The sequence below is a fragment of the Burkholderia sp. Ap-955 genome (assembly GCF_011753045.1).
GTDB lineage: Bacteria > Pseudomonadota > Gammaproteobacteria > Burkholderiales > Burkholderiaceae > Burkholderia > Burkholderia lata_D.
This window is the reverse complement of the sequence record NZ_VWWH01000054.1, coordinates 18,255-41,239: the sequence shown is the minus strand read 5'-3', so window position 1 is coordinate 41,239 and position 22,985 is coordinate 18,255. Positions and strand designations below refer to the sequence as shown.

Here is a 22,985-nt window from a genome sequence, read left to right as displayed (position 1 = left end):
TTACGCGGCGATACGGAAACGCCCGACCAGCGACTTCAGCGCCTGAGCCTGCTCGTCGAGCGCATTCGCGGCCGCGGCCGCCTGTTCGACGAGCGCCGCGTTCTGCTGCGTGCCGGCATCCATCTGCGTGACCGCTCGGCCGATCTCCTCGATGCCGGCGCTCTGCTCGTCGGACGCCGCCGAAATCTCGCCGATGATGTCGGTCACGCGCTTCACCGCCCGCACGACGTCGCCCATCGTGCGGCCCGCATCGTGCGCGAGCGTCGCGCCGTTCGCGACGCGTTCGACCGATGCACCGATCAGCTCGCGGATCTCCTTCGCCGCGGTCGCCGAACGCTGCGCGAGCAACCGCACCTCGCCCGCGACCACCGAAAAACCACGCCCCTGCTCGCCGGCGCGTGCGGCCTCGACCGCCGCGTTCAACGCGAGAATGTTGGTCTGGAACGCGATCCCCTCGATCGTGCCGATGATGTCGCGGATGTTCTTCGCGCTGTCGTCGATCTCGCTCATCGTCGCCACCACACGCCCGACGACTTCCCCGCCCGTCTCCGCGACGGCCGATGCATTGGCCGCGAGCGCGCTCGCCTGCCGCGCGTTCTCGGCGTTCTGGCGTACGGTCGACGTGAGCTGCTCCATGCTGGCCGCGGTGCGTTCGAGCGCGACGGCCTGCTGCTCGGTGCGCTTCGACAGATCGAGATTGCCGGTGGAGATCTCGCCCGACGCCGCCGCGATCGCCTCGGCGCTGACCGCGATCTCGCCGACCGTCGCCGCGAGCCCCGTCTGCATCTCGGCCAGCGCACGCACCATGCTGTCGCGGTCGTGCCGGCCCAGTGTGATCGGTCGCGTCAGGTCGCCGCGCGCGATGTCCGCGGCGATCGCCTTCGCGTGCGCGGGCTCGCCGCCGAGCTGCGACGCGAGACGGCGCACGACGCGCTCGGCGATCACGATCGCGAGCACGATCAACGCAACCGTCATCGCCGCGATCATCGCGAACGACGACGAGAATATGGTGGCGGACGCATCGAGCGTCGCCTTCGACTTCGCCCCGCGCGTCTTCACGAGTTCGGCGACGAGTTTCTCGAGCTTGCCGGTTTCGACCAGCAGCGACACGTCCTGCGTGCCGACCTGCCAGTTCATCTGCGACAGGTCGAGCGGCTGCGCACGCACGAGTTCGACGAAATCGCGCAGATGCGCGCTCCACGTACCGACCGCCGTCGAGAAGGCGCGCAGCCGCGCCGAATCGTCGGCGTCGGCCGGATCCGCGTAGCGCTGCAGCGTACCGAGCGCCTGGCCGATCGACGCGAGCCCCGCGCCCACGTCGGCGCCCAGTTCGTCGCGCTCCTTCGCGGTGGTCGCAGTCAGCAGCATCTTCTGGGCACGGCTCGCGCGCAGCACTTCGGCCCGGACCTCCTCGGCCGCGCGGCTCGCGACGTGGCCCTGCTCGTAGACCGACGAGATCGACGCATTCAGCCGGCTGATCTGCCAGAGCGAAAACATGCCGATCGCCAGCGTGCCGGCGAGCAGGATCGCGAATGCGGCGCGCAACGTCGCCTTGACGGTCCACGGCCGGCGCTCGCGACGCGCCGCGCGCAGGCGCCGTGCGGCGCGACCGGCGGCAACGTCGGGTGCGGCAGCCGCCGCACCGGGCTGTGGATGCAAAGATGCTGCTTTCATCGAACTATCCCCATATTGATCACGCAGCCGGAAAGGTCGGTCCCGGCGTTCCCGCGATGGCTGGCCATGCCGCGCGTCCTGCATCCTGCCCGGCGGGTAGCCGGTGCCGGGTGCGGCGCGCCTGTTGTCATTGGGTCGTTCTACGGCCCCCACCGCCGTTTCTTGAGTCCGGGAAACCACGCACCGGCCCCGGGCGCGCCCTCCATCTAACCGGCAGGCGCATCGCCAGCGTTATACCCGGTCAAAAAAACGCGCACCCGGCGATCCATCAGATGAATGTCCGATTCACGATAAAAGTTGTCCTGACATTCTCGATACGCCACATTACACTTCTTTGACGCAGCAACGATTCAAGACGCGCCGATCCCCAGCAGAGCGCGCCCGCCACCTCAACTCGTTCAGCTCTCACATGGAAACCAGCCTCGACACCGGCTCCGCCGGCGCAGCCACCGCCCAGCCATCCACGCCCCCCGTCGCCCGCACCGTCTACCCGGTGCTCGGCGCGATCAGCTTCTCGCACATGCTCAACGACATGATCCAGTCGTTGATCCTCGCGATCTATCCGATGCTCAAGAGCCAGTTCGCGCTGTCGTTCGCGCAGATCGGCCTGATCACGCTCACTTACCAGATCACCGCGTCGCTGCTGCAGCCGCTCATCGGCCTCTATACCGACAAGCGCCCGAAACCGTATTCGCTGCCGGTCGGCATGGGCTTCACGCTCGCGGGGCTGCTGCTGATGTCGGTTGCGACGAGTTTCCCGATGCTGCTGGTGGCCGCCGCGCTCGTCGGCTGCGGCTCGTCGGTGTTCCATCCCGAATCGTCGCGCGTCGCGCGGATGGCGTCGGGCGGCCAGCACGGGCTCGCGCAGTCGGTGTTCCAGGTCGGCGGCAATGCGGGTTCCGCGCTCGGGCCGCTGCTCGCCGCGCTCGTGATCATTCCGCACGGCCAGCACAGCATCGCGTGGTTCTCGGCGGCCGCGCTCGTCGCGATGATCGTGCTCACACAGATCGGCCACTGGTACAAGAAGCATCCGTCGATGAAGAAGAAGGCCGCGGCGGCCGGCCACCCGACGCTGTCGCGCGGCCGCGTGATGGGCGCGATCGGCGTGCTGGTGCTGCTCGTGTTCTCGAAGTACTTCTACCTCGCGAGCATCAACAGCTATTTCACGTTCTACCTGATCGACAAGTTCCACCTGTCGGTACAGGCCGCGCAGATCCACCTGTTCGTGTTCCTCGCGGCCGTGGCGGCCGGCACGCTGATCGGCGGGCCGGTGGGCGACCGGATCGGCCGCAAGTACGTAATCTGGGTATCGATCCTCGGCGTCGCGCCGTTCACGATGCTGCTGCCGTACGCGAACCTGTTCTGGACGAGCGTGCTGACCGTGATCATCGGCGTCGTGCTGGCGTCGGCGTTCGCCGCGATCCTCGTCTATGCGACGGAGCTGATGCCCGGCAAGGTCGGGATGGTCGCGGGCCTGTTCTTCGGCTTCGCGTTCGGCCTGGGCGGCGTCGGCGCGGCCGTGCTCGGCCAGCTCGCCGACGCGACGAGCATCCCGTTCGTCTACAAGGTGTGTTCGTTCCTGCCGCTGATCGGCGTGCTGACGGTGTTCCTGCCGAACCTCGAAAGCAGCCGGCGCAAGCGGGCGTGACGAACCGGCCGCGGCGTGCGCGCCGCGGCCGGTCGAACGGCTCGAATGAAGGAAAGAAGAAAACGGCGGCGGCGTCAGGCCGCCGTCGTCGCATGCAGCGTCAGGAAACGCTTGAGGATGCCGGACGAATAGCTGCTCGCGATCGCCGACAGGAAGTGCGAGAACGACTGCGTCGCGTGATCGTCGGCCGTATCGGAGATCGTGCGCACGAGCGCGAACGGCACGTCGTGCTCCGCACAGACCTGCGCAATCGCGGCGCCTTCCATCTCGACCGCAAGCGCATCCGGCAGCGCATCGCGCAACGCGACGACCTCGCGCTCGCTCGACACGAAGCGGTCGCCGCTGATGATGAGCCCCGCATGCAGCGTCGCACCGGCCAGGCCGAAGCGCGCGGCGAATTGCGCGCCCTCTTCCTCGACGAACTGCGTGCACGCCGCCCGCAGGCTCGCGGTCAGCGCCGTGTCGGTTGCGAAACGCGTGATGCCGAGCAGCGGCACCTCGTAGCGCGGAAAGAGCGGCGACGCATCGAGATCGTGCTGCAGCAGCGTATCGGCCACGACGACATCGCCGACCCGCACCGTGCGCGACACGCCGCCCGCCACGCCGGTGAACACGACGCCCGCCACGCCGAACACGTGGATCAGCGCGCTGACCGTCGCGGCGGCCGCAACCTTGCCGACCCGTGCGAGCGTCACGACGCAGGCCGCGCCGTGCACGGTGCCGACGTGATAATCGCGGCGGCCGAGCGTGACCGTCTTCATCGCGCCGTCGGCGCGCATCGCGGCGATCAGGTCGCCGAGTTCCTCGGGCAGCGCGGCCAGAATGCCGAGCGGACGGGCCGCAAGCGTCACATCCATGTCGACGCCCATCATTCCACCGCCTGCAGTTTCGCGACCGCGAGCGCGAGCCACTTCTCGCCGTGCCGCTTGAATTTCACCTGCGCCTTCGCATCGGTGCCGTTGCCTTCGAGCGCGGTGACCGTGCCTTCGCCGAACTTGGTGTGGAACACCTGCTGCCCGACCCGGAAGCCAGCATCGGCGGCGCGCTGCTTGTCCGCGAACGCGGGCAGCGGCGCGGATACGGCCGGGTCGACGATCTGCTCGCGACTGCCGCCGCCCGGCCGCGCGAACCAGTCGCGCCCGTACCCGGCGTTGTCCGACCGGCCGCCCCAGCGCGAACTGGCCTCGACCTTCGGCGTCAGCCACTTCAACACGTGCTCGGGCAGTTCGTCGAAGAAGCGCGAGCGCACGTTGTAGCGCGTCTGGCCGTGCAGCATCCGGCTCTGCGCGAACGACAGGTAGAGCCGCTCCTTTGCGCGCGTGATCGCGACGTACATCAACCGGCGCTCTTCCTCGAGGCCGTCCGATTCGAGCACGCTGTTCTCGTGCGGGAACAGCCCTTCCTCGAGGCCCGTGATGAACACGGCCGAGAATTCGAGCCCCTTCGCCGCGTGCACCGTCATCAGCTGCACGGCGTCCTGCCCGGCCTGCGCCTGGTTGTCGCCGGCCTCCAGCGACGCATGCGACAGGAAGCCGGCGAGCGGCGTCATCGTGTCGGGGTTCTGTGCCGGGTCGGCGGGCGATACCGGGTCGAGCACGTCGACCGCCGGATCGTCCGTCGCGGTGCCGAGCTCGGGCACCGCGATCGCGCCCGCGCGCAGCGGGATCGAACGCGCCGGCGTGTCGAGCCCGTAGCCTTCCTCGGCGATGAACGCGGTGGCCGCGTTCACGAGTTCCTGCAAGTTCTCGAGACGGTCCTGGCCTTCGCGCTCGCCCTGGTAGAAATCGGCAAGGCCGCTGGCGCGCACGATGTGCTCGACGGTGTCGGGCAGGTTCATGTGCTGCGTGTCGGCGCGCATCTTCGCGACCAGGTTCGCGAATCCGCCAAGGCTCGTGCCGGCCTTGCCCGTCACGTACGGGATCGCGGCGGCCATCGAGCAGCCGTACAGGCGCGCGGCGTCGGCCAGCTGCTCGATCGAGCGCGCGCCGATGCCGCGGGTCGGGAAGTTCACGACGCGCACGAACGCGGTGTCGTCGTTCGGGTTGTCGATCAGGCGCAGGTACGCGAGCGCATGCTTCACTTCCTGGCGTTCGAAGAAGCGCAGGCCGCCGTACACGCGGTACGGGATGCCCGACGACATCAGCGTGTGCTCGATCGAGCGCGACTGCGCGTTGCTGCGGTACAGGACGGCCACTTCGCTGCGCGCCATCCCGGTGTTGATCAGCGAGCGGATCTCCTCGACGATCCAGCCGGCTTCCTGCGAGTCGGTGCTCGCCTCGTACACGCGCACGGGCTCGCCGTGGCCCGCGTCCGTGCGCAGGTTCTTGCCGAGGCGGTGCGCGTTGTTCGAGATCAGCTGGTTCGCCGCGTCGAGGATGTTGCCGTGCGACCGGTAGTTCTGCTCGAGCTTGATCAGGTTGCGCACGCGGAATTCGTCTTCGAAGTCGCGCATGTTGCCGACGTTCGCGCCGCGGAACGCGTAGATCGACTGGTCGTCGTCGCCGACCGCGAAGATCGCGTTCTCGCCGCCCGCGAGCATCTTGAGCCACGCGTACTGCAGCTTGTTGGTGTCCTGGAACTCGTCGACGAGGATGTGCCGGAAGCGCGCCTGGTAGTGCGCGCGCAGCGGCGCGTTGTACGCGAGCAGTTCGTAGCAGCGCAGCAGCAGTTCGGGGAAATCGACGACGCCCTCGCGCTGGCACTGCTGGTCGTACGCCTGGTACAGCTCGACGAACTTGCGGTTGAAGTTGTCGGACGCGTCGACCTTGTCGGGACGCAGCCCCTGCTCCTTCGCGTTGTTGATGAAGTACTGCACGTTCTTCGGCGGGTACTTTTCATCATCGACGTTCGCCGCCTTCATCAGCCGCTTGATCGCGGACAGCTGGTCGGCCGTATCGAGGATCTGGAAGGTCTGCGGCAGGCCGGCGTCGCGCCAGTGCGTGCGCAGCATCCGGTTGCACAGGCCGTGGAACGTGCCGATCCACATCCCGCGCGTGTCGATCGGCATCATCGCCGACAGGCGCGCCATCATCTCGCGCGCGGCCTTGTTGGTAAAGGTCACGGCGAGCACGGTGGGCGGCGATGCGTAGCCCTGCTGGATCAGCCACGCGATGCGGGTGATCAGCACGCGGGTCTTGCCGCTGCCCGCCCCTGCAAGGATCAGCGCCGGTTCGTTCGGCAACGTGACGGCGGCGAGTTGTTCGGGGTTCAGATTGGCGAGCAGGTCGGGCATGGAGCGGCAGCGGACGGGCGAGAAAAATGCGGACCCGACATTATAAGTCGGCCGCGCGATGCTGTTCCCGATCCGTTCGACGGCACGTCACAAGCGCGCGGCGACCGCGTCCCGAGCGCCCCGCGCCGGCAAGGCGATGGCTGGTCGATGTGCATCCATTTATAATTGTCAGATTCGGCATCCAATTCACGCATTTTTCGGCAGATTTCCAACATGAGCGACAACACGCTTGCGAAGAGCTTCGAGCCCCACACCATCGAGTCCCAATGGGGGCCGGAGTGGGAAAAGCGCGGCTATGCGGCCCCGGCCTTCGATCCGGCCCGCCCCGATTTCTCGATCCAGTTGCCGCCGCCGAACGTGACGGGCACGCTGCACATGGGCCACGCGTTCAACCAGACGATCATGGACGGCCTCACCCGCTACCACCGGATGCTCGGCGAGAACACGCTGTGGGTGCCCGGCACCGACCACGCGGGGATCGCGACCCAGATCGTCGTCGAGCGCCAGCTCGACGCGCAGGGCGTGTCGCGCCACGACCTCGGCCGCGAGAAGTTCGTCGAGCGCGTATGGGAATGGAAGGAAAAATCGGGTTCGACGATCACCGGCCAGGTGCGCCGCCTCGGCGCATCGCCCGACTGGTCGCGCGAATACTTCACGATGGACGACAAGATGTCGGCCGCCGTGCGCGACGTGTTCGTCACGCTCTTTGAACAGGGCCTGATCTACCGCGGCAAGCGCCTCGTCAACTGGGATCCGGTGCTGCTGACCGCCGTGTCGGACCTCGAAGTCGTGAGCGAAGAGGAAAACGGCCACCTGTGGCACATCCGCTACCCGCTCGTCGACGGCTCGGGTTCGCTGACCGTTGCCACGACGCGTCCGGAAACGATGCTCGGCGACGTCGCGCTGATGGTCCACCCGGAAGACGAGCGTTACGCGCACCTGATCGGCAAGCTCGTCACGCTGCCGCTGACGGGCCGCGAGATCCCGGTGATCGCCGACGACTACGTCGACCGCGAATTCGGCACGGGCGTCGTGAAGGTCACGCCCGCGCACGACTTCAACGACTACCAGGTCGGCCAGCGCCACAAGCTCGCGCCGATCGAGATCCTGACGCTCGACGCGAAGATCAACGACAACGGCCCCGAGCAGTATCGCGGCCTCGACCGCTTCGACGCGCGCAAGGCGATCGTCGCCGACCTCGACGCGGAAGGCTTCCTCGACTCGGTGAAGCCGCACAAGCTGATGGTGCCGCGCGGCGACCGCACGGGCGTCGTGATCGAGCCGATGCTGACCGACCAGTGGTTCGTCGCGATGACGAAGCCGGCGCCGGAAGGCACGTTCAATCCGGGCAAGTCGATCACGGAAACGTCGCTCGACGTCGTGCGCAGCGGCCAGATCAAGTTCGTCCCGGAAAACTGGACGACCACCTACTATCAGTGGCTCGAGAACATCCAGGACTGGTGCATCTCGCGCCAGCTGTGGTGGGGCCACCAGATTCCCGCGTGGTACGGCGAGAACGGCGAGGTGTTCGTCGCGCGCAACGAGGAAGAAGCGCGCGCGCAGGCTGCCGCGAAGGGTTACACGGGTGCGCTGAAGCGCGACGAAGACGTGCTCGACACGTGGTTCTCGTCGGCGCTCGTGCCGTTCTCGTCGCTCGGCTGGCCGAACGAAACGCCTGAACTGAAGCACTTCCTGCCGTCGTCGGTGCTCGTCACGGGCTTCGACATCATCTTCTTCTGGGTCGCCCGGATGGTGATGATGACCACGCACTTCACGGGCAAGGTGCCGTTCCACACCGTCTACGTGCACGGCCTCGTGCGCGACGCGGAAGGCCAGAAGATGTCGAAGAGCAAGGGCAACACGCTCGACCCGATCGACATCGTCGACGGCATCGACCTCGACACGCTGGTCGCGAAGCGCACGACGGGCCTGATGAACCCGAAGCAGGCTGCAACGATCGAGAAGAAGACGCGCAAGGAATTCCCGGACGGCATCGCCGCGTTCGGCACCGACGCGCTGCGCTTCACGATGGCGTCGATGGCGACGCTCGGCCGCAACGTGAACTTCGACCTCGCGCGCTGCGAAGGCTATCGCAACTTCTGCAACAAGCTGTGGAACGCCACGCGCTTCGTGCTGATGAACTGCGAAGGCCACGACTGCGGCAGCGACAAGCCGGAAGTCTGCGGCGCGGGCGATTGCGGCCCGGGCGGCTACCTCGACTTCTCGGCGGCCGACCGCTGGATCGTGTCGCTGCTGCAGCGCACCGAGGCCGACATCGCGAAGGGCTTCGCCGATTACCGCTTCGACAACATCGCCAGCGGCATCTACAAGTTCGTGTGGGACGAATACTGCGACTGGTATCTCGAACTCGCGAAGGTGCAGATCCAGAACGGCACGCCGGAACAGCAGCGCGCAACGCGCCGCACGCTGCTGCGCGTGCTCGAGACGGTGCTGCGCCTCGCGCACCCGATCATCCCGTTCATCACCGAAGCGCTCTGGCAGAAGGTCGCGCCGCTCGCGGGCCGTTATCCGCAAGGCAAGGCCGAAGGCGAAGCGTCGCTGATGACGCAGGCGTACCCGATCGCGAACCTGCAGAAGATCGACGAGGTGTCCGAACAGTGGGCGGCCGACCTGAAGGCGATCGTCGACGCGTGCCGCAACCTGCGCGGCGAGATGAACCTGTCGCCGGCCACCAAGGTGCCGCTGCTCGCAGCCGGCGATGCCGAGCGCCTGCGCTCGTTCGCGCCATACGTTCAGGCCCTGGCGCGCCTGTCGGAAGTGCAGATCCTCGCCGACGAAGCGACGCTCGACAAGGAAGCGCACGGCGCGCCGATCGCGATCGTCGGGCCGAACAAGCTGGTGCTGAAGGTCGAGATCGACGTCGCGGCCGAACGCGAGCGCCTGTCGAAGGAAATCACGCGCCTGACGAACGAAATCACGAAGTGCAATGCGAAGCTCGGCAACGAGGCATTCGTCGCGAAAGCGCCGCCGGCCGTGGTCGAACAGGAGCAGAAGCGCGTCGCGGAATTCCAGAGCACGCTTGAAAAACTGCGCGCGCAACTCGATCGGTTGCCTGCGTAACAAAGGGTAAGGTCGTTTGCGTTCACTATAATGGGGACGTGAACATACACCGTCTGACAAGTCGATTACAGGAATAAAGGTTCGATCATGTTGAAAGTTACCAAGGCAGTGTTCCCCGTTGCTGGTCTCGGCACGCGGTTCCTCCCGGCAACGAAAGCGAGCCCCAAGGAAATGCTGCCGGTCGTCGACAAGCCGCTGATCCAGTACGCTGTTGAAGAAGCGATCGCCGCCGGCATCACCGAAATGATCTTCGTCACCGGGCGCAGCAAGCGCGCGATCGAGGACCACTTCGACAAGTCGTACGAGGTCGAGGCCGAACTCGAGGCGCGCGGCAAGGAAAAGCTGCTCGAACTGGTGCGCAGCATCAAGCCGAGCCATGTCGACTGCTTCTACGTGCGCCAGCCGGAAGCGCTCGGCCTCGGTCATGCGGTGCTGTGCGCGGAAAAGCTCGTCGCCGACAACCCGTTCGCGGTGATCCTCGCGGACGACCTGCTCGACGGCAACCCGCCCGTGATGAAGCAGATGGTCGACGTGTTCGACCACTATCACAGCTCGGTGATCGGCGTCGAAGAGATCCCGCCGTCGGAGACGAAGTCGTACGGGATCGTCGACGGCAAGGAGTGGGAAGAGTCGATCGTCAAGATGTCGGCGATCGTCGAGAAGCCGGCGCCGGAAGTCGCGCCGTCGAACCTCGGCGTGGTCGGCCGCTACATCCTGAAGCCGCGGATCTTCGAGCACCTGCGTGCGCTGAAGCCCGGCGCAGGCGGCGAGCTGCAGCTCACCGACGCGATCCAAGCGCTGCTCGCCGATGAGCAAGTGCTGGCCTACAAGTACCAGGGCACGCGCTACGACTGCGGCAGCAAGCTCGGCTACCTGAAGGCGACGGTCGAATTCGCGCTGCGCCACGCGGAAGTCGGCGCGGAATTCGACGCGTACCTGCGCGCGCGCGACGGCGCACACCCGGCCGACTGAACGCGGCAAGGGCACGAGGGCTCGCTCCGGCGAGCCCCGCCCTCACCTCACCGGCCGACGCTCAGCGCGCTTCGGCCGGCTTCACCGAGACGACGCCCGGCATTCCGCCCGCGTCGTCTTTTTTCGTCTTGACGAGCCAGCCGCCGCCGTCGCCGAACGGCACCTTCGCGAGCGCGCTCTTCACGAGTGCCGGCGCGGCCTGCTGCGTGCCGGGATCGCGATCGCGCAGCGCGGCCGATACGCGGTAGACGTCGGCGCCCGATTTCGCGTCGACGAAGCGCAGCGTCAGCACATGGCGATACACGCGGCCCATGAACGGCAGCGCGAACGGCGCCGGCCCGTCGACCGTCACGCATGCGCTGCTTGCGGCCCCGCACCCGTCGGCGCTCGCCGTGACCGAGGCCGGCTGCGTCGCATACGCGATCGACAGCCGGTAGCGCGCGGCCGCGAGCGGCTGCGCATCGAAGCCGCGGTGCGCGAGTTCGTCGCGCACGAGCGTCTCGATCTGCCGGTATTCGGCATCATTGGCCTGCGCGGCCGTCCGCACGAAATCGTAGCCGTGCGCGTCGGATGCGAACGCGTTCGGCTGCCCGACCGCACTGACGCCGCTCGTCACGCCGGCGCAACCCGTCAACAGCGACGCCGCCAGCGCGGTCGCTGCCCATTGCTTTCTCATGGCTTTCCCCAAATGCCTGCCGTCGCGCCCGGCCCTGTCAGGCGGACGGCTCGTCGATCGCGGGCAGCGACACCGTCACCGCGGTGCCGACACCCACCTCGCTGTCGACCGACACGCTGCCCCCATGGCGCGTGACGACCGTCTTCACGAATGCCATGCCGAGCCCGGAACCCGAGATTTCGGGCCGCTCGCCGGCATGGAATCGCTTGAAACGCTCGAACAGATGCCGCTGATCTTCCGGCGCAATGCCGTACCCCTGATCGCGAATCGTACAGAACATCCGTTTCGACGCGTGCTCGACCGCCAGCGTACACGTGATCACGGTATCGGACGGACTGTATTTGACTGCATTGTTCAGCAGGTTCACGAACGCGCGCGTGATCAGCGAGCGGTCCGCGCGCACCCAGCACATGTCGGTGCCGACGTCGGTGTCGACGCGAATGTGCTTCGCCTGAGCCTGCGGCCACACCTCGTCGCTCGCATCGATCAGCACGTCGACGAGGCTCGTCACCTCGAGCTGGTACACCTGCGACTCCGCGCGCGCCAGCTGCACGAACTCGTCGGCCAGCGACAGCGCGCGGTGCGCATAGCGCTCGATCCGCGCGAGCAGCCCGCGCATCGCATCGGTCTCGGCGCGGTCGCGCTCGATCTCGACAAGCGCGAGAATCGACGACTGCGGCGAGCGCATGTCGTGCGACAGCAGGTGCAGCGCTTCCTCGCGCTGCCGCTCGGCCGCGTGCAGTTCGGTCACGTCGACGAGGCCCGCGATCCAGCCCGTCACGCGGCCCTGCGCGTTCGTACACGCCGCGTAGCGTAGCAGATGGTCGAGCCCGTCACGATCGCGCACCTCGATGCCGCGCGCCATCGCGTCGTGCTCGGCCTCGAGCGTCGGGTCGAGCGCGGCCGGCCAGTGTTCGCGGATCGTCACGTCGTGCTCGGTGTTGCCGTCGACGGTCTTCATGAACGTCAGCTCGCCGAGCGCCGTGCGCAGCGGCCGACCTTCCGGCAGCGGCAGCGACAGGCGCGACCCGTAGCGCTTGGCCGCATGGTTCGCGATCAGCACCGTGCCGGCCAGGTCGGTCACGAAGATCGGCTCGGGCATGCTGTCGAGGCTGTCCCACACGAAGCGCTTCATGTCCTGCACGCGCTGCGCGGCTTGCGCCATCAGCGCCATCTGCCGCTCCAGCACGTCGCCGCCGACGCTGCGCGTGCGCGGCGCCTCGGGCAGCAGGTGCGGCTCGTCGGCGAGCTTCTGCAGCTCGCGGCGCAGGTACGACATCGTCATTTCCAGGCGCCGCCAGTTCCAGATCGGGTAGACGGCGATCAGCCCGAAGATCGCGGGCGCCGGCGACAGCCAGATGCGCGCCTCGAACAGCAGCGCCAGGCTCGCGACGACGGCAAGCGCGGCCAGGCTCAGCGTCAGCAGCAGCGCGCGCCACGGCGACAGCATCAGGAAGCCGCCCAGCAGCGCGGCGAGCGGCAGCAGCGACGCGACGAACAGCCCGGTGCGCGACGCGGGCGAGATCGCACTGCCGGTCGCCAGCATGTCGAGCACGTTGGCATGGATATACACGCCGGCGAGCGGCCCGAACTCGCCGGACACGGGCGTGGCGAAGCGATCGTACAGCCCGGACGCGGTCACGCCGACGACGACGATCTTGCCGCGCAACGCGTCGGGTTTCACGCGCCCTTCGAGCACGTCGTCGAACGACAGCGTCGGATACGCGGGCGTGTTGCGGCTGAACGGGATCAGGTAGCGGCCCTCGCCCGCCGCATCGCGCGACAGGTCGTGCGCATCCGCGCCGGGCACGCCACCGACCGGGTGCAGCCGGCCGGCCTGGATCGCACGGTAGACCGGCACCATCAGCTGCGGCCAGCGCACGCGGCCGTCGCTTTCGAACAGCGCGACGCTGCGCACGATGCCGTCGCGGTCGACTTCGAGATTGATATGGCCGAGCCCCGTCGCGCGCGCCGCGAGCGCGGCGACCGGCGGATCGACGGATCGCGTGCCGTCCGCCTGCTCGGGGCTCAGCAGCACCGGCAAGAAGGTCGGCACGCGGCTCATTGCGTCCGCGAACGCGCGATCTTCCGGCGACGGTTCGGTAAACAGCACGTCGTAGACGACGGCGGCGGGCTGCGCGCGCGCGAGCGTGTCGAGCAGCCGCGCATGCACGTCGCGCGACCACGGCCAGCGGCCGAGCGCGGACACGCTCTGGTTGTCGATGTCGACGACGACCACGTCGGGAGACAGCGGCAGGCTGCGCAGCATCAGCAGCCGGTCGTAGATCAGGCCGTCGACGCTCGCCGACAGCCGGCCGAGCGCGCACGCGAGGATCACCGCGATCCCGAGGCAGCCGATCGCGATCCATTCGATCAGGAAGCGGCGGCCGAGGTGCCGCCGCGGAGAAACGGAGTCGGGTTTCATGCGCCGCGGATCAGCGCGACAACGTGAACGCGCTGACCGGACTGGTCTTCTCGTAGAACTTGCCGCCTTCGAACTCCTCGACGGTCACGGCCCAGAAATAGTCGCCCGGCGGCAGGTGCGCGACGGTGATCTGGCGCGTATGCAGGCCGACCTGGTCGACGACCGGCGCGCTCAGGTCCTTCGAGCGCGACAGCACGAACCGGTAGCGCGCACCCTGGCCCGAACCGTTCGGCGACCAGCGGAACTCGTAGCCGCCCGCGCCGGGCGACGCGCTCGCGTCGAGCCCCATCACGCGGCGTTCGAACGTGTACGTACGCGGCCGGCCCTCGAGACCGTTCGCATCGATCGCGGCGACCCGCACGAAGTAGTTCCCGTTCGGCACGTCGCGGAAAACCGCGCGCGGCGAATCGGTGCGCGTTTCGCGGAACAGGTCGAGCAGCCCGGCGTCGTGCGCGAGTTGCACGCGGTACGCATGCGCGTCGGCGAGCGGCACGACGTCGAAGGCGACGTCGGGCTCGTCCTGCACCTTGTCGGGATGCGCGAGCGCCGGTGCGGGCAGCAGTTCGACGGGCGCGCCGACCGCGCCGGACGACGTCGCGACACTGCCGAAATTCGCATGCACGAGCGTCGGATCGGCCGGCTTCCGGCCGCCCGCGACGCCGACGGTGCCATCGAGCACTTCGACGCGTGTCGACGCATTGCCGGCCGCGTCGTAGTTCACGCGAAAGTGCGTGCCGCGCACGCCTGCCACGACCGACGGCGAACGGATCTGGAAGCGGTCGTCGCGTTTCTTCAGATGGGTGACCTCGCTGTCGACCGAGCCGCGCGTGAGTTCGAACTCACGATCGAGTGTGCCGGTCAGCACCGTGCGGCGCAGCGCCTTCAGGTCGAGCTGGCTGTCGGGCGGCAGGCTCATGTGCGTGCCGTCGGCGAGTTTGAGCGTCACGAAGCCGTTCGGGCCCGTGCGCACGCGGTCGCCCTCGGCGAGCGTCGCGTCGTTCGCGAGCGGCGCAAAAGCATCGCCGGACGCGCGTTCGGCCGTGCCCTGCACCGCGATGACGCGGGCGGTCAGCTTTTCCTTGCGCAGGCGCGCCACCGGCAGCTTCAGCGCGATGCCGGGCTGCAGGTGCTTCGGCGCGGGCACGCCGTTGATCTGTTGAAGCAGTTGCCAGTCGTCCGCGCCCTGCAGGTAGCGCGCGGCGACGTCGTACAGCGTGTCGCCCGCCTGCGTGCGGTAGACGACCATCTTGCCCGCCGCCGCGGGCGGCTGGGCAGCCGCATGCTGCGCGGCGAACGCAAACGCGACCGCGCCGGCCGCGCGCAGCGCGACCGTGCGCAGGTTCGCCGTGCGCTGCGTGATTCCCGTGGTCACTCCGGTTCTCCCTGGCCGACCCGCTCGAGCCGGTAGCCGTAGCCGTAGATCGGCGCGAGGCGATAACCGTTTTCGGGCCGCAGGCCGAGCTTGGTGCGCAGCATCGAGATGTGCGTATCCATCGTGCGCGACGGGATGTCGGTCGCCTGCTTCCACACGAGATCGAGAATGTGCGCGCGCGACAGCGGCCGGTCGAGGTGCTGGAACAGCAGCAGCGCGAGTTCGAATTCCTTCTGCGTGAGGCTCACGGCCTTGTCGCCGACGTAGGCCTGCTTCAGGTTCACGTCGAAACGGAATTGATCGAATTCGCGGACGGTGGCCTCGGCGTTGACCGGATACGCGCGACGCAGCAGCGAGCCGATGCGCGCGCGCAGGATCGGGCCCGACACGGGCTTGACCACGTAGTCGTCGGCGCCGGCGTTGAGGATCTGTGTGATCCCCGCCTCGTCGTCGCGGCTCGTCATGAAGATGATCGGCAGGCTATGCTCGGTCTGATTGGCGCGCACCCACTTCAGCACTTCCTCGCCGGACATGTCGGGCACGTTCCAGTCGAGCACCAGCAGATCGAACGTCTCGCGCTGCAGACGCTTCTTCAGGGCCTTGCCTTCCTTGAACGCATAGCACGTATGGCCAACGGCCGTCAGCGTTTGACTGACGAAATCCGTCTGGGCCGGATCGTCATCCAGTACAGCAATTCTCATAGCACCCCGCAAATCGAAATCGATTCGTCCAGTTCAGCTTCCCGCCCCCACCCGGCCGCGCAGCACGTGGGCCGCTTCCGGATACCGGCCGGCGAGCCGTCATTCGCCGCTCGCGCCGCCTGCGCAAACTGGCGACCCCGGCTAAATATCTCAAAAACGGGGCACGGACGAACCGGCGATTTCATCATAGTAGTATGAAATTCGCCAATAAATTGCGCGGACTACCGTCTTTTCTTCGAATAATCCTTCCCACCGCGCAATCGAGCGCCTAATCGGCGCCCGTGATGCCCGCCACCGGCTCGGCCACATCGTCGGCCGGCACGCGATGCGGCAGCGGTTCCGGACGCGCCGGCTGGGCAAGCATCCGCTGCAGCTGGCCGCGCACGCGCTCCCACGCGGTGGCCGCATAGTCCTGCTGGCCCGCTGCCCACGCCTGTGCCAGATCGAACACGCGCTCGATCGTCGCACCGCAGTAGGTCAGGCCCGAGCCGTCGTCCTGCGCGGCATCGCGCAGCCGTTCGTCGAGCCACTCGGCCAGCCACGGCATCTCGGCCGCGGCGGAATCCGCGTAGGCCTCCAGCGCGGCACGCGCGTGGCGATCCTGTTGCGGGTCGAGCTCGATACGGCTCAGTCCCGATACGCTGCGTTCCGCTCTGGACGGACTTCGAATGGTCCCTGGTCTGAAGGACATGTCCTCTCCCCGTTGTACGACGGTAGCATCAGGCATGGCCCCCGTGCCCGCCGTACGACGTACCGTGGCCGGCGCATCCGCTGGGAGCGGACGACCGGCCGGGTCAGTATACGCAGCCGATCACGAAGCGAGGTTTAAGAATTGTCAGAAAAGGGTAGCCGGCGCCAGGCGCTGCCGGCAGCGTGATGCGGGCCGTCAGCGGCGGCGCATCAGGAACACGAAGGTCTTGTCCTGCGTCGTCGATTCGACGATCTCGTTGCCCGTCTGCTTCGCGAACGCCGCGAAATCGCGCTGCGAGCCCGGATCGGTCGCGAGCACCTTGAGGATTTGCCCGCTTTCCATATCGGCGAGCGCTTTCTTGGCACGCAGGATCGGCAACGGGCAATTGAGCCCGCGCGCGTCCACTTCCTTGTGAATCTGCATCGGCTGTCGACCTTCGAATGACGCGCCGTTCAAGGCGCGGAGAGAAGCCGCGATTTTACCGCAGCGCCGCCGTGCCTGCCCGGGCCGCCCGCGGCCCGGCGCTCGCGGACACCGGGCTCAGGTGCCCGAAAAGCCCCCCGCGAGCCGTTCGCGCAGGTGCCGCACGAGCGCGCGCACCGCGCTCGGCACGACCGGACTGTACGGGCGGATCGCGAAGATGTGGTCGCCGAACGCGCCCGACGGCCGCCAGCCGTCGAGCAGCGCGACCAGCCGGCCGGCGTCGAGATCGCGCTGCGCGCTGAAATCCGGCAGCAACGCAATGCCGAGCCCGCCGAGCGCGGCCTCGCGCATCGCCTCGCTGTTGTTCGCCGCGAAGCTGCCGCGCACCGGCACGCTCACGCGCTCGCGCCGCCGGCCGTGCGGCTCGAAGCTCCATGCGGCCGGCTCGTGGTCGCGCAGGTAGCACAGGCAGCTGTGGTCGACGAGCTCGCCCGGGTGTCGCGGCGCGCCGCGCGCGTCGAGGTAGTCGCGGCTCGCGACGAGCAGCGAGCGCGTGTCGCACAGCTTCCATGCGACGTGGGTCTGCGGCGCGGTGGTCGTATGGCGGATCGCAAGGTCGAAACCCTCCTGCGTCAGCGAATGCAGCCGGTCCGACAGGTCGAGCTCGATCTGCACGCCCGGATGCTGCCGCAGGAAATCGGGCAGGTGCGGCACGACCTGCTGGCGCCCGAGCGCGACCGGCACCGTCAGGCGCAGCAGGCCGCGCGGCTCCCCGGCCAGATCCTTCACGCGCGCGAAGTGCTGCCCGATCGACTCGAACGCGTCGCGCGTGCTGTCGACGAGCGTCTGGCCCGCGTCGGTGAGCCGCACGCTGCGCGTCGTGCGCCGCACGAGCGGCACGCCGGCGGCCTTTTCGAGATCGGCGATGCGCTGGCTCATCGCGGCCTTGCTGATGCCGAGCCGCTGCGCGGCGGCCGTGAAACTGCCGGCCGCGGCCAGCACCGTCAGCGAATGGATATGCGGCCAGAGCGCCTGGACATTTTGCTGATTCATCCGGTGATTATTCAGAATTCTGAACAGTGAATCAAGCTGCGCGGCCTTCTCCCACCCTGCCCGTTTGCCTAGACTGGGCGCTGTCCACCCTCACCCGATCCCCCAGGAGACACGATGAATCCGGTTCCCGCGTACACCTCCGACGCCGACGTCGGCCACTATGTCGACGGCGCGCCCGTCGCCGGCCGCAGCGGCCGCTTCCAGGACGTCCTCAATCCATCGCTCGGCCGCGCGGTGCGCCGCGTGGCGCTCGCCGACGACAGCGAAGTGCAGCGGGCCGTCGCGTCGGCCCACGCCGCGTTCCCGGCCTGGGCCGCGACGCCGCCGATCCGCCGCGCGCGCGTGCTGCACCGCTTCCTGCAACTGATGAACGAGCACCGCGACGCCCTCGCGGCGATCATCACGGCCGAGCACGGCAAGGTGTTCTCCGATGCGCAGGGCGAAGTCGCGCGCGGCATCGACATCATCGAATTCGCCTGCGGCGTGCCGCAGCTCCTGAAGGGCGACTTCACCGACCAGGTCAGCACCGGCATCGACAACTGGACGATGCGCCAGCCGCTCGGCGTCGTCGCGGGCATCACGCCGTTCAACTTTCCTTGCATGGTGCCGTGCTGGATGTTCCCGGTCGCGATCGCGACGGGCAACACGTTCGTGCTGAAGCCGAGCGAGCGCGACCCGTCGGCGGCGCTGTTCATCGCCGACCTGCTCACGCAGGCAGGCCTCCCGGCCGGCGTGTTCAACGTCGTGCAGGGCGACAAGGGCGCGGTCGACGCGCTGCTCGACCACCCCGACGTGCAGGCCGTCAGCTTCGTCGGCTCGACGCCGATCGCGGCGTACGTGCAGCAGCGTGCCGTGCAGTCCGGCAAGCGCGTGCAGGCGCTCGGCGGCGCGAAGAACCATCTCGTCGTGATGCCCGACGCGAACCTCGAGCAGGCGGTCGACGCGCTGATCGGCGCCGCGTACGGCTCGGCCGGCGAACGCTGCATGGCGATCAGCGTCGCGGTGCTGGTGGGCGACATCGCGGACCAGATCGTGCCGCTGGTGGCCGAGCGCGCGCGCAAGCTGGTGATCGGCGACGGCATGTCGCCGGAAGTCGAGATGGGCCCGATCGTCACCGGCGACGCGCTGAAGCGCATCGAAGGCTATATCGAGCAAGGCGTGAACGAAGGCGCGCAACTGGTGGTCGACGGCCGCGGGCTGCGCGTGCCTGGCCGCGAGGCCGGCTTCTTCACCGGCGGCACGCTGTTCGATCACGTGACGCCCGACATGCGCATCTACCAGGAAGAAATCTTCGGGCCCGTGCTCGGCTGCGTGCGCGTGAAGGATTTCGGCGAAGCGGTCGACCTGATCAACGCGCACGAATTCGGCAACGGCGTGTCGTGCTTCACGAGCGACGGCGGCATCGCGCGCGAGTTCGCGCGGCGCATCCAGGTCGGGATGGTCGGCATCAACGTGCCGATTCCTGTGCCGATGGCGTGGCACGGCTTCGGCGGCTGGAAGAAGAGCCTGTTCGGCGACATGCACGCCTACGGCGAGGAAGGCGTGCGCTTCTACACGCGCCAGAAGTCGGTGATGCAGCGCTGGTCGTCGAGCATCGGCAAGGGCGCCGAATTCGCGATGCCGACTGCGAAGTAACGACCCTACGGCACACCGCCCGCCGATCGGTCGCGCGGGCGGTACGTCGGCAGGATGCGTCAGCCGGCCTTCGTCCCGTGCGCGCCGTCGGCGGTCGGCAGGTACGACAGTTCGAGCCGGTACGCGAGCGCGACGAACAGGCTCTGCGCAAGACCCATCGTGGCCGTCAACGCGCGGAAGCCGAACGTCGCGCTGTCCTGCACCATCAGCGTCACCTCGGCCTCCCGCGCCAGCGGGCTCATCCGGCTGTCGGTGATCGCGATCAGCCGCGCGCCGCGCTGCACGGCCTGCTGCGCAACCTGCACGGTTTCCTCCGCATACGGCATGAACGAGATGACGATCATCACATCACCCTCGCGCACCGAGCGGATCTGCCCGAGATGCATGCTGCCGAGCGCGCTGAACAACCCGATGCGCTTGTCGGTGTGCTGCAGCGCGTAGTCGAGATAGACAGCGATCGGAAACGCGCGCCGCGAGCCCGCGATCCAGATCGCCTGCGTATCGGCGAGCAGGTCGACGGCCTGCGCGAGCGCCTGCGAATCGAGCGTCTGCCGCAGCTGCTGCATCCCGGCAATGCTGCCCTTGATGAATTCGTCGGCGATCTGCTCGGGCTGCAGGCTCGACGAGCCCGATTCGATCACGTCGCGCAGCCGCAGGTTGTACGCGCGCCCCGGCGCGATCTGCTGCGCGAGCCCCTCGCGGAACAGCTTCTGCATCTCGGAGAAGCCGGAGAAGCCGAAATGCTTCGCGAAGCGCACGACGGCCGACGGCTGGACGCCGCATGCCTCCGCGAGCGACTGGATGCCTTCCAGCCCAAGCTGGTCCCGATGCGTTTCCACGTGGCGCGCAATCACCTTCAGGCGATTGCTGAGGCCGTCGTACTCCTGCGTCAAATGCTGCAGGAACTGCTCGACGGAGGCGGGAGGTTTCTCGGATGAACTCATCGGATAGCGCGAAGTTGACGGCCCCGATGTGCGCGCGGTATTGGCGGGCGCGGCCCGGGACTCGACTGGATACATGCATGAAGGGCGAATTTAATCACGTTTGCGGCGCGGCCCGCGCCGCGTGCTCGCTCCCACGCGCTCGATCATCACTTGCCTACGCTCCACGGCATTACTGGGAGCGATTGTCCAACGCTCTCGCGGCGTCGTAAAGATCAGGGTGTCTACCAACGCCGGCCGTCGGTGCGAAGCCTTGTACGACAGACGCGCCGCGCGCCGCGGCCGGCCCATGCCGCCGGTTCAGCGATAGTCGACCCACACACCGCCCGCATCGGCGGAGCGCACGCAGTTCTCGACCCAGCGCACGCCTTCCACGCCCGCATGGACGTCCGGATAGCGGATGTTCTTCAATGCCGCAACGTCGCCGCGGTCGGCCGCATCCATCGCGAGCGCGAAGCGCGCATACAGATTCGACCAGGCCTCGAACAGCCCTTCCGGATGCCCCGCGCCGATGCGATCCTCGCGCAATGCATGCGGATGCAGATAACCCATTCCGCGATCGAGCACCTGCGCTGGCTGCCCCTGCACTTCGTAGCGCAGCTGGTTCGGATGCTCGTCCCACCATTCGACGCTCGCCTTCGAGCCGATCACGCGCACCTTCTGGCCGTGCATCGAGCCCGCGTTCACCGCGCTCGACCACACGTAGCCGACCGCACCCGTGTCGTATTCCATGATCGTGAACGCGTTGTCTTCCAGCGGCGCACGGCTCTTCACGAAGCTCTGACGCGAACACATCAGCCGCCGGATCTTCAGCTCGGGCGCCATCACCTCGGAGATGTACAGCGGATGCGTGCCGATGTCGCCGAGCACGTAGCTCGGGCCCGCGAACTTCGGGTCGACGCGCCAGCGCGCGGCCGCACTCGCGGCCTCGACACCCTCGCTGTGGAACCCGTGCGCGAACTGCATCTGCACGATGCGGATCTCGCCGAGATCGCCGCGCGCGATCATCTCGCGCGCCTGCTCGATCATCTGGTGTCCGGAATAACCATACGCGACGCCGACGATCCGGTTCTTCTCGACCGACAGCCGCTCCAGCGCCTCGGCCTCCTCGGTCGTGAAGCACAGCGGCTTCTCGCAGACCACGTGCAGCCCCGCGTTCAGCGCGGCGCGGCAGATCTCGAAGTGCGTGTTGTTCGGCGTCGCGATCGATACCGCGCGAATGCCGTCCGGGCGACGCGCCTCGGCGTCGAACATCGTCGCGTAATCGGGATAGCAGCGCTCGGCCGCGACGCCGAGCTTCACGCCGAACTGGCGGCCGCGTTCGGGATCGATGTCGAACGCGCCGGCGACCAGCTGGAAGCTGCCGTCGCGCAGCGCGGCCGACCGGTGGCTGTAGCCGATCTGGCTGCCGAGCCCGCCGCCGACCATGCCCCAGCGAATCGAATGTCCAAGCAGAATCTGTCCGTCAATCATGATGGTGGTGTTCCTGGTCCGTGTTCAGTTCAGGGTGTGCGTGATGCGGTGGATCACGCGAAGCCGGCCGACGCGAGAAACGCGCGGCTCGCGGCGACGTCGCGCAGGCTCGTGCCGGCATTGCGCGGGTCGCGCTCCTGCTCGATCGTGATATAGCCCGCGTAGCCGATGTCGTCGAGCGCCTGCCGGATCGACCGGTAGTCGAGCACGCCGGTGCCGATCGGGCACATCACGCCGCGCGCGCAGGCGGCGAAGAACGCGATGTGCTCGCCCATCACCGCGTCGTACACGGCTGCGTCGATGTCCTTGAAATGCACGTAGTCGACGCGCGTCGCATGGCGGCGCAGCCAGGCCTCCGGGTCCATGCCCGAGTAGTACAGATGGCCCGTGTCGAGACAGAGGCCAGCCGTGTCGGCCGGAATGTCGGCGACGATCCGGTCGATCTCGTCCGCGAACTCGATGTAGCCGCCCGCATGTGGATGAATCACCGCGCGCACGCCGAATTCGTCGCGTGCGATCGTCGCGATCTGCCGGATGTGCCCGACCATCGCCGCCCAGCTTTCGTCCGACAGCCGCGGCGCGCGCTCGCCATGGCCGGCCGCGTAGTCACGCTCCTCGTGGCCCCAGTCCATCACGACGAGGTACGGCGCCGCGTAGCGCTGGCCGTCCTGCGTCGGCAGCTTCGGCAGCCGCGTGATCAGCGCGCAGATCTCGCGCGTCTGGCGCAACAGGTTCGGCAGGTTCTCCGGCGACACCAGATCGTCGAAGATCGTGCCGGCGGTGATGCTCAGGCGCTGCCGCTCGAGCTCGGCGCTCACCACGTCCAGTTCGAGCGGGATGTAGCCGTACGGCCCGAGCTCGATGCCCGAGTAGCCGGCCTCGGCGGCTTCGGCAAGCACCTGCCGCCACGGCGGCAGGTGCGGGTTCTTCACGTCGTCGACACCCCAGCAGCACGGTGCGCAACCTATCTTCATCGTCATGTCGGTCA

17 protein-coding genes are annotated in these 22,985 nt (G+C 67.9%); 4 read left to right on the top strand and 13 right to left on the bottom strand.

From position 1 onward, the window contains the following. Positions 1–1,674: a methyl-accepting chemotaxis protein gene (locus F3J15_RS24550; RefSeq protein ID WP_069247786.1), complete on the bottom strand. Its 1,674-nt coding sequence runs from the start codon at positions 1,672–1,674 to the stop codon at positions 1–3. Between the two features lie 409 nt (positions 1,675–2,083). Here F3J15_RS24550 and F3J15_RS24545 point away from each other — a divergent pair, with 409 nt between their 5' ends. Continuing rightward, positions 2,084–3,322 carry an MFS transporter gene (locus F3J15_RS24545; protein WP_166894579.1) on the top strand — a complete coding sequence of 413 codons (1,239 nt, stop codon included), beginning with the start codon at positions 2,084–2,086 and terminating at the stop codon, positions 3,320–3,322. Between the two features lie 74 nt (positions 3,323–3,396). Here the strand turns inward: F3J15_RS24545 and F3J15_RS24540 are convergent, their stop codons facing one another. Beyond that, complete coding sequence (locus tag F3J15_RS24540) at positions 3,397–4,194, bottom strand: 5'-methylthioadenosine/adenosylhomocysteine nucleosidase (protein WP_166894577.1); 798 nt, start codon at positions 4,192–4,194, stop codon at positions 3,397–3,399. Further along, positions 4,191–6,554 (bottom strand): UvrD-helicase domain-containing protein, encoded by a 2,364-nt coding sequence (locus F3J15_RS24535; protein WP_166894575.1) that lies wholly within the window; start codon positions 6,552–6,554, stop codon positions 4,191–4,193. The genes F3J15_RS24540 and F3J15_RS24535 overlap by 4 nt, the downstream gene beginning before the upstream one ends. A gap of 213 nt (positions 6,555–6,767) precedes the next feature. Between F3J15_RS24535 and F3J15_RS24530 the strand changes: the two genes are divergently transcribed. Next, positions 6,768–9,635, top strand: coding sequence for a valine--tRNA ligase (locus F3J15_RS24530; RefSeq protein WP_089483855.1), 2,868 nt, complete (start codon positions 6,768–6,770; stop codon positions 9,633–9,635). Between the two features lie 87 nt (positions 9,636–9,722). Next, positions 9,723–10,607, top strand: a complete 885-nt coding sequence (gene galU, locus F3J15_RS24525; RefSeq protein WP_069247781.1) for a UTP--glucose-1-phosphate uridylyltransferase GalU — start codon at positions 9,723–9,725, stop codon at positions 10,605–10,607. Positions 10,608–10,668: 61 nt separating this feature from the next. Here galU and F3J15_RS24520 read toward each other — a convergent pair whose 3' ends face one another. The 7 genes from F3J15_RS24520 to F3J15_RS24490 all read right to left on the bottom strand — a co-directional run bounded on the left by F3J15_RS24520 (position 10,669) and on the right by F3J15_RS24490 (position 17,948). Next, positions 10,669–11,283: a DUF4136 domain-containing protein gene (locus tag F3J15_RS24520; protein WP_166894573.1), complete on the bottom strand. Its 615-nt coding sequence runs from the start codon at positions 11,281–11,283 to the stop codon at positions 10,669–10,671. A gap of 37 nt (positions 11,284–11,320) precedes the next feature. Further along, positions 11,321–13,708 (bottom strand): CHASE2 domain-containing protein, encoded by a 2,388-nt coding sequence (locus tag F3J15_RS24515; RefSeq protein ID WP_166894571.1) that lies wholly within the window; start codon positions 13,706–13,708, stop codon positions 11,321–11,323. 10 nt (positions 13,709–13,718) lie between these two features. Beyond that, a complete protein-coding gene (locus tag F3J15_RS24510; protein ID WP_166894569.1) occupies positions 13,719–15,080 on the bottom strand; it encodes a FecR domain-containing protein in 1,362 nt (453 codons plus the stop codon). Further along, positions 15,077–15,781 (bottom strand): response regulator transcription factor, encoded by a 705-nt coding sequence (locus F3J15_RS24505; RefSeq protein WP_006490421.1) that lies wholly within the window; start codon positions 15,779–15,781, stop codon positions 15,077–15,079. Before F3J15_RS24505 ends, F3J15_RS24510 begins: the two co-directional genes overlap by 4 nt. A gap of 268 nt (positions 15,782–16,049) precedes the next feature. Next, positions 16,050–16,472: a peptidase gene (locus F3J15_RS24500; RefSeq protein ID WP_166894567.1), complete on the bottom strand. Its 423-nt coding sequence runs from the start codon at positions 16,470–16,472 to the stop codon at positions 16,050–16,052. Positions 16,473–16,667: 195 nt separating this feature from the next. Further along, positions 16,668–16,895 carry a sulfurtransferase TusA family protein gene (locus F3J15_RS24495; RefSeq protein ID WP_006402122.1) on the bottom strand — a complete coding sequence of 76 codons (228 nt, stop codon included), beginning with the start codon at positions 16,893–16,895 and terminating at the stop codon, positions 16,668–16,670. Positions 16,896–17,012: 117 nt separating this feature from the next. Beyond that, positions 17,013–17,948, bottom strand: a complete 936-nt coding sequence (locus F3J15_RS24490) for a LysR family transcriptional regulator (protein ID WP_166894565.1) — start codon at positions 17,946–17,948, stop codon at positions 17,013–17,015. A 114-nt stretch (positions 17,949–18,062) separates the two neighbouring features. Here F3J15_RS24490 and F3J15_RS24485 point away from each other — a divergent pair, with 114 nt between their 5' ends. Beyond that, a complete protein-coding gene (locus F3J15_RS24485; RefSeq protein ID WP_166894563.1) occupies positions 18,063–19,583 on the top strand; it encodes a CoA-acylating methylmalonate-semialdehyde dehydrogenase in 1,521 nt (506 codons plus the stop codon). Positions 19,584–19,642: 59 nt separating this feature from the next. Here F3J15_RS24485 and F3J15_RS24480 read toward each other — a convergent pair whose 3' ends face one another. From F3J15_RS24480 to F3J15_RS24470, 3 genes are all read right to left on the bottom strand, one after another. Then, a complete protein-coding gene (locus F3J15_RS24480; RefSeq protein WP_166894561.1) occupies positions 19,643–20,527 on the bottom strand; it encodes a MurR/RpiR family transcriptional regulator in 885 nt (294 codons plus the stop codon). Between the two features lie 297 nt (positions 20,528–20,824). Then, complete coding sequence (locus F3J15_RS24475) at positions 20,825–21,997, bottom strand: Gfo/Idh/MocA family oxidoreductase (RefSeq protein WP_069247773.1); 1,173 nt, start codon at positions 21,995–21,997, stop codon at positions 20,825–20,827. A 53-nt stretch (positions 21,998–22,050) separates the two neighbouring features. Next, positions 22,051–22,977 (bottom strand): TIM barrel protein, encoded by a 927-nt coding sequence (locus F3J15_RS24470; RefSeq protein WP_166894559.1) that lies wholly within the window; start codon positions 22,975–22,977, stop codon positions 22,051–22,053. Between the last annotated feature and the right edge of the window lie 8 nt (positions 22,978–22,985).